Annotated in this window: 9 protein-coding genes; all 9 read right to left on the reverse strand. The window is 44.4% G+C overall.

The window, feature by feature from the left end; translation table 11 throughout:
• Positions 1 to 126 precede the first annotated feature (126 nt).
• Positions 127 to 1,248 carry an efflux RND transporter periplasmic adaptor subunit gene (locus tag ACFPIB_RS12550; protein ID WP_378017807.1) on the reverse strand — a complete coding sequence of 374 codons (1,122 nt, stop codon included), beginning with the start codon at positions 1,246 to 1,248 and terminating at the stop codon, positions 127 to 129.
• On the reverse strand, positions 1,241 to 2,587 hold the full coding sequence (locus ACFPIB_RS12555; RefSeq protein ID WP_378017808.1) for a TolC family protein: 1,347 nt from the start codon (positions 2,585 to 2,587) through the stop codon (positions 1,241 to 1,243). The genes ACFPIB_RS12550 and ACFPIB_RS12555 overlap by 8 nt, the downstream gene beginning before the upstream one ends.
• Before the next feature lie 279 nt (positions 2,588 to 2,866).
• The gene (locus tag ACFPIB_RS12560) at positions 2,867 to 4,120 is read right to left on the reverse strand and encodes an MFS transporter (RefSeq protein ID WP_378017809.1); all 1,254 of its coding nucleotides are present in this window, start codon (positions 4,118 to 4,120) and stop codon (positions 2,867 to 2,869) included.
• 436 nt (positions 4,121 to 4,556) lie between these two features.
• Entirely contained in the window at positions 4,557 to 5,837 is a 1,281-nt protein-coding gene (locus ACFPIB_RS12565) for a DEAD/DEAH box helicase (protein WP_378017810.1), read from the reverse strand.
• 224 nt (positions 5,838 to 6,061) lie between these two features.
• The gene (locus tag ACFPIB_RS12570) at positions 6,062 to 9,226 is read right to left on the reverse strand and encodes a DEAD/DEAH box helicase (protein ID WP_378017811.1); all 3,165 of its coding nucleotides are present in this window, start codon (positions 9,224 to 9,226) and stop codon (positions 6,062 to 6,064) included.
• On the reverse strand, positions 9,219 to 9,611 hold the full coding sequence (locus ACFPIB_RS12575; RefSeq protein WP_378017812.1) for a (deoxy)nucleoside triphosphate pyrophosphohydrolase: 393 nt from the start codon (positions 9,609 to 9,611) through the stop codon (positions 9,219 to 9,221). Before ACFPIB_RS12575 ends, ACFPIB_RS12570 begins: the two co-directional genes overlap by 8 nt.
• A gap of 17 nt (positions 9,612 to 9,628) precedes the next feature.
• Positions 9,629 to 10,192, reverse strand: coding sequence for an aminoacyl-tRNA hydrolase (pth, locus tag ACFPIB_RS12580; protein ID WP_378017813.1), 564 nt, complete (start codon positions 10,190 to 10,192; stop codon positions 9,629 to 9,631).
• A 444-nt stretch (positions 10,193 to 10,636) separates the two neighbouring features.
• Positions 10,637 to 11,209, reverse strand: a complete 573-nt coding sequence (locus tag ACFPIB_RS12585) for a 50S ribosomal protein L25/general stress protein Ctc (protein ID WP_378017814.1) — start codon at positions 11,207 to 11,209, stop codon at positions 10,637 to 10,639.
• Positions 11,210 to 11,338: 129 nt separating this feature from the next.
• On the reverse strand, positions 11,339 to 12,268 hold the full coding sequence (locus ACFPIB_RS12590; protein ID WP_378017815.1) for a ribose-phosphate pyrophosphokinase: 930 nt from the start codon (positions 12,266 to 12,268) through the stop codon (positions 11,339 to 11,341).
• Positions 12,269 to 12,416 lie beyond the last annotated feature (148 nt).

Genomic DNA, 12,416 nt, shown 5'->3' on the forward strand with positions numbered 1-12,416 from the left:
GAATTCAATCGCTCATCGCTCTGAATTTCATAGAAGTCCCCATAAGTTTCCTCGGCGTTGCTCGGAATGACGCAATAAGTTGTTAAAGTTTTAAAGCACTTTTTTACCCCAAAACCCTACCGTTTTCTATGGCTGCACAACTTCCGAATCCTTATCTAAACCAGCTAAAACTTCAACTTCCGAAAGCGTTTCCACGCCTTTGGTGATCTTTATTTTCTGCACATCGCCGTTCTTTTTTAACTCCACCGAATCGCCGGGAAGCAGTACCGTGCGCGGAATTACCAGCGCCTGCTCTTTCTTCCGGATGATGATATTTGCTTCCAACGCAAGGCCGGAATAATAGCCCGGTAGTTTATCGATAAGCTCGGCATCTACGCGCAAACTCTGATCCCGCTGGTCTACGATGGGGTAAACTTTAGCGATCTTGGCTTTGAAGATCTTGTTCGGATAAGCATCGATTTTTACCAATGCAATTTGACCGGTTTTTACGCGATTTACGTCCAGTTCATCTACGCTCAGTTTCAGGTAAAAATTGCTTAATTGACCAACTATGCCAATCACTTCGCCTTTTTTCACGAGTTCGCCGGGTTCTTTCAGGGTTTTCAGGAGAACACCTTCTATCTCGCTTTTTACCTCCGAACGGCTGGTTTCATCTTTGGCTACTTTCAGGTTGGTTTCGGCGTTTTGCAGGTCGAGGTAAAGCTGGTTTTTGAGTTTGTCGTAGCGGCTTTTGGCGGCCTGGTATTCGCTTTGACTGTTTTCGTAAGTAAGCTGAAATTTCTCGAATTCGGCTTTGGAAGTGGCGCGGTTTTGAAAAAGATCCTGGTAGCGTTTGTAGTTGGCTTCGTCGAACTGAAGTTTGGTCTGCGCTACATCCAGCGCCGAACGGGCTTCGCGCAAAGCCGGACCCTGGTTCTGGTAATTCCTGTTGGCTACGTCGTAAGCTTCCTGCGCAAATTGCTGCTTGGCCGTTTGCTGAGGACTTTCCAGCACAAAAAGCACCTGACCTTTAGCTACCGGCTTGCCTTCTATCACCTGCTTTTCATTTAAAATGCCTTCAGTCTGCGCAAAAACCTGGTATTCCTGGTCCGAAACTACGTGGCCGGAAGCGTAAACGGCTTCGGTTAAAGGTTTTATTTCAGGTTTAATGGTCTCGTTTTTTGAATTGCAGGCCGCCGCAAAACCCAGCAAAATTGCCAGCCCGAAACGGTAGGGAAAACGGCTAAAAAAGTGCCGGGTGCTATTCATAAGGCAAGTTGTTTTCAGGTTGGGCAAACTGATTTTTAAGCTGGATCAAAGAGCGGCTGATGTAGTAATTTCCCATGGCGTAAATGTAGCGGTTCTGCGAACGAAGTTTTTCGCCGTAAACCTGTAGCAACTGGTCGGTGCTGTAAACGTCGTGGCGGTATTTATACATGGCCAGCGCGTAATTATCCTGGTACAAAACGTAGTGTTCACGGTAAGAATCGAGGCTGCTTTTGGCATTGCGGTAATCGACCAATAATTCGGCATATTCCTGTTTGGTTTTCAGGTTTTGCTGCGCCAAATTATTCGCCGCAATTTGCCGGTTCAGGTTGGCTTGTTTTATAGAAACGCTCCGATTGAAGCCGGTAAAAATAGGCCAGTCGAGCCGCAGGCCAACCACGCCAATTTCAAACCAGGGCAAGTCCGAAGCAAAAACGTTGAATTCTTCGCTTTGCACCTGCCGCGTAAAACGCCCGTAACCCGAAATTTCCGGCGCCCAACGCGCTTGCTGTTTGTGCCATTCCCGTTCGGCTACCCGCGTTTTCCATTGCAAAGCCAGGTATTGGTTGCTTTCTTCGGAAGTGGTGGTGAGGCTTATATCTTCCTGTTGCGTATCCGATAACTTTTCGGTGAGTTCCAAAGGTGCATCGGGCGGCAAAGCGAGCAGGTTTTTGAGCAAAAGCAAATTGCGTTCGTAAGCCGTCTGGTTATCCTGCCAGGTTTGCCGGGTTTCAATTTGCAAGGCTTTCAGGCGGTTGTGTTCCAGCGGTTCTAAAATGCCGCTCTTAAATTTCTGATCGGCGGTGAGCAGCAGCGTATCGTTCACCTGCATGTTTTCGAGCGCAATGGCCGTGGCTTCGCGGGTAAGCAGCACGGTGTAATACGTGCGGGCAATTTGTTCGGCGGCCAGCTGAAAACTGCTGAATTTGCGGTATTTGGCAACCTCGGTTTCGGTTTCGGCAATTTTTCGGTTATACCAGTTTTGCGTGCTTATTAAAGGCAAATTCGCTTCCAGTCCGTAATTAAAATTATACTGCGTACCGAATTGGATCGGCCGGAATTCGCCCGGCGGTTCTCCCAGAAATTCGGAAGGAATAAGTTGAACCGGCAGGCTCAGGTAATCGTCGAAGGTAGAAATGGCTTTAACCTGCGGCAATAAAGCGGAAGAAGCGAGTTTTTTCTGGTTTTGCACTACCGTTTCCGAAAGGCGTTCGTTTTGAAGATCGGGCCGGTTCTTGAACGCAAACTTAATGCAGCTTTCCAGCGACGGAAAACTGTTTTGCGCAAAACCCCAGCCTGGAAACCGGAAGAGCAACAGCAAAACGAGCAAATATTTTTTCATAAGCCGGTAGTTTAATTGGCTTTGGGAGCTGCAAAGTAGCACTTACACAGTTAGGAAAAAATGATTCAGCCGGGAAATTTGTCTGAACACGATTTTGGGAATTTTTAGGATTGACAGGATTTTTGGTAGGGACAGGGCTTGACCTGTCCGGACGCATTCCTGATCCCACATTTTCATTAATTATAATCCAGGCAATTATCAGAATCCCAAAAATCGTGTTCCGGATAATTTGTCGCAATATTCAGTCGCAATAATGTGCGGACAGGTCAAACCCTGTGCCTACGATGTCTGGCTGGATTCCCATTGTAATTTCGGTACCAGCAAATAAAAACCGGTAGCCGCAATTATACTCATTCCGCCCAACGTCCACCAAAGCGTTTCGAACCCGAAACTGGCAATAATATTGGTTCCCAGATAAGGACTGATAATGTGCGCCGCTGAATAAGAGAGGGTGTACAAACCCATGTAAGAACCGCGGTTCAGAGCGTTGGAACGTTGTACGGCCACAGTTGCCATAAACGGCATAGCCAGAATTTCAGAAGCGCTCAGAATAGCCATTGCCACGTAAAGCACCGGGTGCCCTTCGAACAGGTTCAGAATTACAAAAGAAAAACCCATTACCAGCGTACCCAAAGCCATTAAATGCGACAATTTGAATTTATCGCCGATCAGGTAAACCACCACCATTTCCAGCGCAAAAACCAATAGTCCGTTCAGCGCTAAAAGCAAACCAATTCCGGATTCGGAAAGCTCGTAAACTTTGCGGTAGTAAATGGGAAGGGTAGTGAAAAACTGGAAAAACGTAGTGGCAAAGATGCAGCTCAATATCGCAAACAATACAAATTTTAAATCGGTGTAAGGCGAGCGGGCCTTGGCAGTTTTTTGTCCGTTTTCGGTAGCGTTTTGCGGAGGATTGTCCGGATCGCTATGCTTTTGGGTTTTAAAACCGGTGCGGCAACGGAAGTATAAATAAAAGAAAATACCCGCCGAAAAGCAGGTAATAGCATCGCCGATGAAAAGCCATTTATACGCAATGCTCGCCAGCAAACCACCTAAGGCCGGACCAATGGAAAAGCCCAGGTTGCTCGCCATCCGGTTCAGTGAAAAAGCCCGCGTTACATTTTCCGGTTTCGCGTAATAACTCACTGAAGATGCATTGGCCGGTCGCAGACACTCCGCTACCAGGCTCAGGGAAAAAATTCCTACGGCCAGGCTTTCAAAAGTCTTAAGTTGCAGTACAACCAGAAACATGCCGCTGCTCAGAAACAAGCTGGTAAGTTGTACCTTGAAATGCCCGATCTTATCCGTGAGCCAACCGCCCAGAAACGCTCCGCAAGTTGCGCCCATGCCAAACAAACTCATAATAATACCGGCATCCTTCAGCTTAAAACCCATGGATTCAGTTAAATAGACGCTCAGGAACGGCACCACCATCGCGCCCGCCCGGTTGATGAACATGATAAGCGCCAGCATCCAGGAAGCCTGCGACAGACCGCCAAACGCATTCCGGTAAAGGTTTATAACCTGCGACATTTTGTTGAGTTTTGGGAGGGCAAAGGTACGAATTTACCCCACCTAAATCCTTTCCTAAAACAGGGGAGGACTTTGGTTTTATACTCTGAAGTTGCTGTTGAGCTTGAAGTGAAATTTCGAAGCCCGGAAATCAACCACCCCCAAACCCTCCTGTCCAGGCGGGGAGCTTTGCTGTACTGCTTCTTATGAGTTTTTGGGATTTATACCATAGCGTTTTACGGTTTTGAAACTTATGAAAAAGAAAATCAGAAGGCTATTACCAAAGTAAAATCTGGCTAAGAACAAGCTCCCCGCCTGGACAGGAGGGGTTGGGGGTGGTTGATTTTAGAAGCAGAATTGTTTACTTGAAGCAATAAGGTTGTAATAAACTGAAAACAAAAAAGCCGCCAGAGAAAAATTCCCAGCGGCTTTATATAATATAATCTGCAACCAGCAATTAGTTAGCTTTTGCTTTCGGCTTATTACTCCACCAGCCCTGCTTTTTCTGCTTCGGTTTATTGGTATTGCTTGAATTCCGGAACTGCGGTTTGCCTGGTCTCTGCGGAAGCGGAACGGCGGTGACCTGCAGGTGCGCGGCATTGGCCATCACGTACGGATGCTCTTCCACTACCGGAATCGCGCGGTTTATCAGTTTGTTGATGTCGCGTAAATACTGGTGCTCTTCGGCGTCGCAGAACGAAAAGGCAATACCAGCGTTTCCGGCGCGACCGGTACGGCCGATGCGGTGTACGTAGGTTTCCGAAACGTTCGGCAGCTCGTAGTTGATTACGTGGCCGAGTTCTTCCACATCGATGCCGCGGGCTGCAATATCGGTAGCAACTAAAATGCGGGTGGTTTGCTCTTTAAAGTTGCTTAACGCGCGCTGACGGGCATTCTGGCTTTTATTGCCGTGAATGGCTTCCGCCGTAATACCAGCTTTTACCAGGTCTTTTACCACCTTGTCGGCGCCGTGTTTGGTGCGGGTAAATACCAGCGCGGTTTTAATGGCTTTGTCCTGAAGCACGTGGATCAGCAGGTTCTTCTTGTCTTTTTTATCGACGAAGTAAACCGACTGGATAATGGTTTCGGCGGTAGAAGAAATTGGCGTTACTTCCACTTTCTCCGGGTTCACCAGCATGGTATCGGCCAGTTTAATGATCTCCGGAGCCATAGTTGCCGAGAAGAATAAACTCTGGCGTTTAGCTGGAAGTTTGGCAATTACCTTTTTCACGTCGTTCACAAAACCCATGTCCAGCATGCGGTCAGCTTCATCTAAAACGAAATGCGTGATGTGGTTCAGGTTGATAAAGCCCTGGTTCATCAGGTCCAGCAGACGGCCCGGCGTTGCCACCAGGATGTCGATGCCGTTGCGCAGCGCATCGGTTTGTGGTTTCTGACCCACGCCGCCGAAAATAACGAGGTGTTTCAGGTTCAGATTTTTGCCGTAAGCCTTAAAGCTTTCCTCGATCTGGATGGCCAGTTCGCGGGTTGGGGTTAAAATAAGCGCCTTGATGCGGTTTTGTCCGCGGGCTGGTTTTGGCAGGGCGCTCAGGTGTTGCAGAATAGGAATGGCGAAAGCCGCCGTTTTCCCGGTACCCGTCTGGGCGCAACCCAGCAGGTCTTTTCCTTCCAGTAAAAGCGGAATGGCCTGTTGCTGTATAGGCGTAGGGTTGGTATATCCTTCGGCTTGTAGTGCGCTCAGGATAGGAGTAATCAGGTTTAAATTCTCAAATGTCATTAAAGATTTTGTTGTAATTGCAGCCTGAAGCAGGATAAGGGCTGAAGCCGCGATCGGATGTTGTGAAGGAGGTTCACTTTACTTAAAGGCATCCTTCGGGTTTGTTGGAGGTATAACTCCTATTCCGCCGTAACAATTCAATTATCGGGTGATATTGTTGGAGAAGTGGCGGAGGGTTTTTTGATGGGGCAAAGGTAGGGGTTTTTGGGGTGGGATGCTAATTGTTAACCTACCGCCATTTTAGCAGCAGCTTTCCATAAATAAGGCGGCATCGGTTCTTCTAGCTGCCAATTTATGCTCATCGGTTTCGACCCGCTATGCGATATATAATCTACCGAGCCCAGGAAGTGATACGGGCTGGTGAAGCCGTAGTTGTCTTTTTTCTCTTCCCTTACGAATAACAGCAAGTTCTTTTGATTTTCTTTGTGCTTGATGTATGATATTCCAACCGAACTTTCGGGCGCCGTTTTGTTTTGCGATTGCCAATGAAAAATCTTTTCCGTTATGGCATAATCTTCATATTGGGTACTAGGAGAAAAATCTTTATCCGATTTATTTAAAGTTACCATAAGTAATTCGGTGTTTAAATGCTTTATGGGAACGACACCTTCTCTGGAGGTAAATTGTTTTTCCGGAGTTGATAAACCAAATGCGCATAATATTTCATCGCGGGGATAACGTGCGTGAACTTCCAACGAAAGCGGATAGTTTAAGTCAATTTCTTTAGTGGTATGGTTGAGGTGATTTCTTAAATAGGAAATGATTTCTTTTATTTCCTCCGCTAAAATTGGATAATTGGCTATTTCTTTAATGCCTTCCTCAATTGAAGCAAATTCAAATTCACCAATTCCTTTTTGCCAGATGTCGTAATAAAACATTAATGCCAATTGTTCATCTTCTTCCTGGTTACGAATATATTTGAAATCAGCTTTTATTAATTCTGAAATAAAGTTTAAGTAACGCGGTGAATCAATATGCACAAGTCTTTTTAAGCCTCGAGAAATCTGGTCAAAATTCCCTGTTGGTTCAAATTGAATGACGCCCGCATCGCGCTTTAAATTAGACCAGGAATTATTCGAATAAATGGTGCGAATATCTAAGTGATGATGTTCAAGAAAATTTGCCAGCGTTAAAGGTAAGTGCGAATGCGTTTGAAATTGGGAGATTTCTTTTCGTAGTCTTTTGGCGTTAAAAACTGCATTTCGGATGTTCTCTAAAATGTAGCTTTTGGCTTGGTGCTCCATCCGGATATTGCTTCCGGCTGGTAAATGCGGGAAACTGTTTTCAATTTCCTTTTGAATATTATCTTTTGATTTCCCAACCAGTGCTCTGAATTTTTCAGCGAAATTATAATTGGCGTGCGCCTGGCTTACGAAGTCTAAAACCGTTAAGCATTCTTTCCCTTCTGAAAGTCTTAAGCCGCGGCCTAATTGCTGTAAGAAAATAGTTAAGCTTTCGGTTGGGCGCAGAAACAAAACCGTGTCAATTTCCGGAATGTCTACGCCTTCATTAAAAATATCTACTACAAAAACGAAGTTAACTTCTCCGCTAATTAGTTTCTGCCGGATGTTGGAACGATCGTCGTCAGTACCATTGCCGCTTACCAAACAAATTGCTTTAAAACCGGCTTGGTTAAAAGAATCTGCCATAAATTGCGCGTGCACTTTTGAGGTGCAAAACCCTATCGTTTTGGTTTCGAAAGGATCGGTTAAATAATGATTTACGGCATTAATAATTAAGGAAACCCGCTTTCTCGTAGTTAGACAATGTGTGAGTTCGGTAGTGTCATATTTACCTGCACTCCATTTTACATCTTTTAGATTTACGCTATTGTCAGCAATGCAGAAGTATTGAAATGGACTCAGTAATTTTAAAGTTAGCGCGTCGGCCAATCTGATTTCAGCGGCAATTTTATCGGAAAAGTCGGGAAGTAAACTTTTGCCATCCATTCGTTCTGGCGTAGCAGTTAAGCCCAGCAATATTTGCGGTTCAAAAAGCTCGAATATTGGCCGGTACGTATCTGCTTGACTATGATGCGCTTCATCAATAATTATGAAATCGTAATAGTCTTTAGATAGCCGATTCGCAAAGAATTCTTTTTGGGAATTGAACGTCTGAACCGAAATAAAAAGATGTTTTAAATCGCCTTCTTGTGGTTTGTAATCGCCAACCCATAATTGGCCAAAATCACGGTAGCCAGCGCCTAAAACAGCTCTGAAGGTGCCAATTGCTTGTTCTAATATTTCTTTCCGGTGCGCAACAAAAAGAAGGTTTGCTTTTCCTTTTTGGTTTTGATTAAAACGCTGATAATCGAAAGCTGAAATTACTGTTTTCCCCGTTCCCGTGGCTGCAACAATTAAATTCCGAAATTTTCCATAAAATTCTCTTTCGACCGCAAGTTTCTCCAGAATTTCTTTCTGAAAAGGGAAAGGTGATATTTGGAAATAATTGGTTAGCGAAATACTTTGGTCGCGTTGTTTTTCCTGTTGAAGCGCTGCCTTGAATTTCGTTAGACCGCCAATTTGAAAATCCTCAAAATCGATGCTGTTCCAATAATGCTCAAAAGTAGCTTTCGACTTTTCAATAATGTGTGGATTTTCCTGACTGGTAATTCTTAAATTCCACTCTAAACCTTTCGTAAGCGCAGACCTTGAAAGATTAGAAGAACCAATATAAGCTGAATTAAAACCGGTATTTCTATCAAAAATATATGCTTTGGCGTGAAGCCTTTCAATTTTAGTTTGGTAAGAAATTTTGATTTGGGTTCGCGGAAGTTGCGACAGAAATTCTAACGCGCGGGCTTCTGTAGCGCCCATATACGTGGTGGTAATTATCTTTAATTCTGCACCTTCGCGGGCAGTAAATTCCTTTAAAGCTTTCTCAAAAATCCGAAGACCAGACCACCTGATAAAAGAAACTATCCAAAGAATTTTATCTGCCGATAATATATCGCGCTCAATTTCTGTATCAATGGAAATGTCAGAATTATTACCGGTAAAAAGAGTACTAACGGAAAGGCCGGTTTGTGGAATTTTCCGTTTTAAATCATCCTCGAGTTGCTTATCCGTTTTGCCAATTTTATTTAAAACGGCCGTGAGGATTTGACCTTCCAATGCGATTATACTATCGCTTGAATCCAGATTTACTTTTTTGTCAATAAACACTATGATTTCGTTGCAAAAAACTATCTGCTTTTGGACGCTGTTCTCTTCCTTTATTTCCTTTAAAGCAAATTGAATAAGGTCAATTAAGTAGGTAGAAAGAACGTTAGCCGCTTCCTCTTTATCAAGAGAAGTTTGGTTGATGTAAAACCGATCAACCGAGATTTGATTTATCTTTTCTTGTAAAGAGGTATTAATTAGCTGTTCGTAAATTCCTTCTTTAAGCATTCTTTAGCGATAAGTAGTTTTCTAAAATTGGGATGTCTGCCTCCGCCCAATCTAGTGTTTTTAATTCACTTAAAGAAAGCCATGTTACTTGTTTGTGCTCTTTTAGATTAATTTCGCCGGCATCAATGCGGCAAATATAAGGCAGCAAACAAATTTCTTTGGCGTTCGGATATTGAAAAATGCTTGGAGGAAGTGTATCTAAAATCGAAATCTCTAAGCCAAGCTCCTCTTCAATTTCTCTTACAATACAGCTTTCATTTGTTTCGCCAACTTCCACTTTGCCACCCGGAAATTCCCATTTCAAAGGTAGATTCATTAATTCACTACGCTGCGCACAAAGTACTTTATCGTCTTTCTCAATAATGGCGCAGGTAACGTAAATCATATTCGTAGTCTTAAATATTACTTCGTATTATAAAAATTCATAGTCCGCTCAATGCCAATCGTCCCAAACGAAATCGCCATTTCCGCAGATTTCTCGATCAAGCCCGGCAGGTCAATTTGTTCGTCTTCGGAGAAAGGGCTTAGTACGTAATCTACCTGGCGGCCTTTCGGGAAGTTGGCTTCCACGCCGAAGCGGAGGCGGGCGTATTCGTTATTGCCCAGGGTTTCTTCAATGTGTTTCAGGCCGTTGTGGCCGCCCGCCGAGCCTTTGCCGCGCAGCCGCAATTTGCCGAACGGAATGGCGAGGTCGTCGGTAATCACGAGCATCTGGCTGGCCGGAATTTTAAGGGTGCTGAGCCAGTGTTGTACCGCTTTGCCGCTCAGGTTCATGTAAGTGGTAGGCTTTACGAGCGTAAAAGTGCGGCCCTTGGTTTTTATTTCGGTTACAAAGCTGTGGCGGCCTGTTTCAAACGTAGCATCGTGTTTTTTAGCCAGGTAATCGAGCACCATAAAACCAATATTGTGGCGCGTATTTGCGTATTCGGGGCCAATGTTGCCGAGGCCTACGATCAGGTATTTCATATCGGTGGGTTCCGTTGCAGAGGCTGCCTTTTCAGGCTGAAAGATGTTGAAAAGACTTTTAAGCACTTCCGGTTGGGTTGGTTTAGTAAGAATACAAATTTAAGGTTTGTTTCGGAAACCGTTGGCTAAAGTCCACGGCAACGAAAATTTTTGAATATTTCCCGGAGCTTCATTGTCGTCTGCTTCAGCTGACGGTTTTCGGGGCAGAAACGGTAGCGTTTTAATGGGAAAACTGCTGAGGAAAATTCAGCAATAATTAACCTCCCCCTTGCCCCCTCCAAAGGGGGACTTATCAGATATGCGTCAAATTTTTGTAAAACTTTAAAATTCTGGCCATCCTTTAATCCCTTAAATCGTGTTCAGACACACAAAAAAACTCCTGCCTTCCGAAGAAAACAGGAGTTTTTAAAGTCCTTCCCTGAATCAGGAGAGGCCAGGTTGAAATTACTTGCCTTCGTTGGCAGCTTGTTTCAGCGCACGTGGAATAGTTACGGTTGCAACCGGAGCAGAAGCGTTAGTTAAGATTGTGTAGTTTTTAGCTTCTATCTTGCTAACTTTTACAGATTTACCCAATTCCAGGTCAGAAATGTTAACTTCAACGAAATCTGGCAAGTTAGCAGGAAGCGCTTTCACTTTCAGTTTACGCAGTTTGCTAACCAGTTTACCACCGGCTAATACACCTGGTGATACACCTACGTAACGAACCGGAACCTCCATTTTAACTTCTTTGTTGTCGTTCAGCTCCAGGAAATCTACGTGCATCAGCATTTCGTTTACCGGGTGGAACTGTGACGCCTGAACTACTGCTTTATATTCATCACCTTCAATGTTCAGGTGTACCTGAGCAGCTTCTGGTGAATATAATAAGTCGCGGAACATGATCATAGGAGCATGGAAATGTACTTGCTTCTCGCCACCGTAAAGTACGCATGGTACCATCGCTTCAGCGCGCAGGTCTTTCGACTCCTTTTTACCGAGATTTGCTCTTTTAAACCCTATAATCTCTAACGTTTTCATAAAATTGTTTTTAAAAATGTAAGTTATATTGCTAATAAGTATAGCCAAATTTTTAATTAAAAATTATGAATTAGAAATTAGAAATGACTTTAAAAGAACAATTTTTAATTTCTAATTTTTAATTTCTAATTAGATAAACAGTGAACTGATCGAATCATGTGTTACCACGTTGCTGATAGCACGGGCAAACAGATCGGAGAAGCTCAGTACTTTAATTTTAGGAGATTCCTGTTTTAATGGAATAGTGTCTGAAACCACCAGTTCTTCCAATACAGAATTCTCGATGCGCTCCAAAGCCGGACCGGAAAGAATTGCATGCGTAGCAATGGCCCGTACCGATTTTGCGCCTTTTTCTTTTATCAGTTGCGCAGCCGTGGTCATGGTGCCGGCTGTATCGATCATGTCGTCCACCAGAATTACGTCGCGGCCTTCTACGTTACCAATTACCTGCATCGAGGCGATCTCATTGGCGCGGGCGCGGTGCTTGTCGCAAACCACAATGTCGGAACCAAAGTTCTTGGCGAACATACGGGCACGACCCAAACCTCCAACGTCAGGCGAAGCGAAAACCAGGTTATTGCCTAAATTCAGGCTTTTTACATACGGAACGAAGATCGCAGAACCATCTAAATGATCTACCGGAATATCGAAGAAACCCTGGATCTGACCGGCGTGTAAGTCGCAGGTCATTAAGCGGTCAGCTCCAACAGACTGGATAGCGTTGGCCACTACTTTCGAACCGATGGAAACGCGTGGTTTATCTTTGCGGTCCTGGCGGGCATAACCAAAGTAAGGCATTACCACAATTACTTTGTGCGCCGAAGCGCGTTTGGCTGCATCTACCATCAACATAAGTTCCATCAGGTTGTCTGCCGGCGGAAAAGTTGACTGGATGATGAACACTTCCGCACCGCGGATCGATTCGTTGTAATGCGGTGCCATTTCGCCGTCGCTGAATTTATAAAGCGTAGCGTCGCCGAGTTTCGTGCCATAAGCGGCAGCTACTTTTTCAGCGAAATATTTAGAAGCGGTACCGCTAAAAATTTTAACCTGTGACATAACGGGAGAGTGCGTTAAAGACTGGTTTCTAGTTGATTGAGTGAATGAAGCCGCAAAATTAGGGATAATAAGCCGGAATAAAAACCGAAACCGGATATTTATGCGAAATTAGTTTAACAGGGTAGGAAATAAAAAAAGCCTCCCGTTT

The sequence above is a fragment of the Adhaeribacter terreus genome (assembly GCF_042657365.1).
GTDB classification, from domain to species: domain Bacteria; phylum Bacteroidota; class Bacteroidia; order Cytophagales; family Hymenobacteraceae; genus Adhaeribacter_A; species Adhaeribacter_A terreus.

Coding starts and splice junctions, on each gene's coding strand:
- ACFPIB_RS12570 (WP_378017811.1), bottom strand. CDS start 9,226: ATGCTTAAAGAAGGAATTTACGAACAGCTAATTAATACCTCTTTACAA.
- ACFPIB_RS12575 (WP_378017812.1), bottom strand. CDS start 9,611: ATGATTTACGTTACCTGCGCCATTATTGAGAAAGACGATAAAGTACTT.
- ACFPIB_RS12565 (WP_378017810.1), bottom strand. CDS start 5,837: ATGACATTTGAGAATTTAAACCTGATTACTCCTATCCTGAGCGCACTA.
- ACFPIB_RS12585 (WP_378017814.1), bottom strand. CDS start 11,209: ATGAAAACGTTAGAGATTATAGGGTTTAAAAGAGCAAATCTCGGTAAA.
- ACFPIB_RS12560 (WP_378017809.1), bottom strand. CDS start 4,120: ATGTCGCAGGTTATAAACCTTTACCGGAATGCGTTTGGCGGTCTGTCG.
- ACFPIB_RS12550 (WP_378017807.1), bottom strand. CDS start 1,248: ATGAATAGCACCCGGCACTTTTTTAGCCGTTTTCCCTACCGTTTCGGG.
- ACFPIB_RS12590 (WP_378017815.1), bottom strand. CDS start 12,268: ATGTCACAGGTTAAAATTTTTAGCGGTACCGCTTCTAAATATTTCGCT.
- ACFPIB_RS12555 (WP_378017808.1), bottom strand. CDS start 2,587: ATGAAAAAATATTTGCTCGTTTTGCTGTTGCTCTTCCGGTTTCCAGGC.
- pth (WP_378017813.1), bottom strand. CDS start 10,192: ATGAAATACCTGATCGTAGGCCTCGGCAACATTGGCCCCGAATACGCA.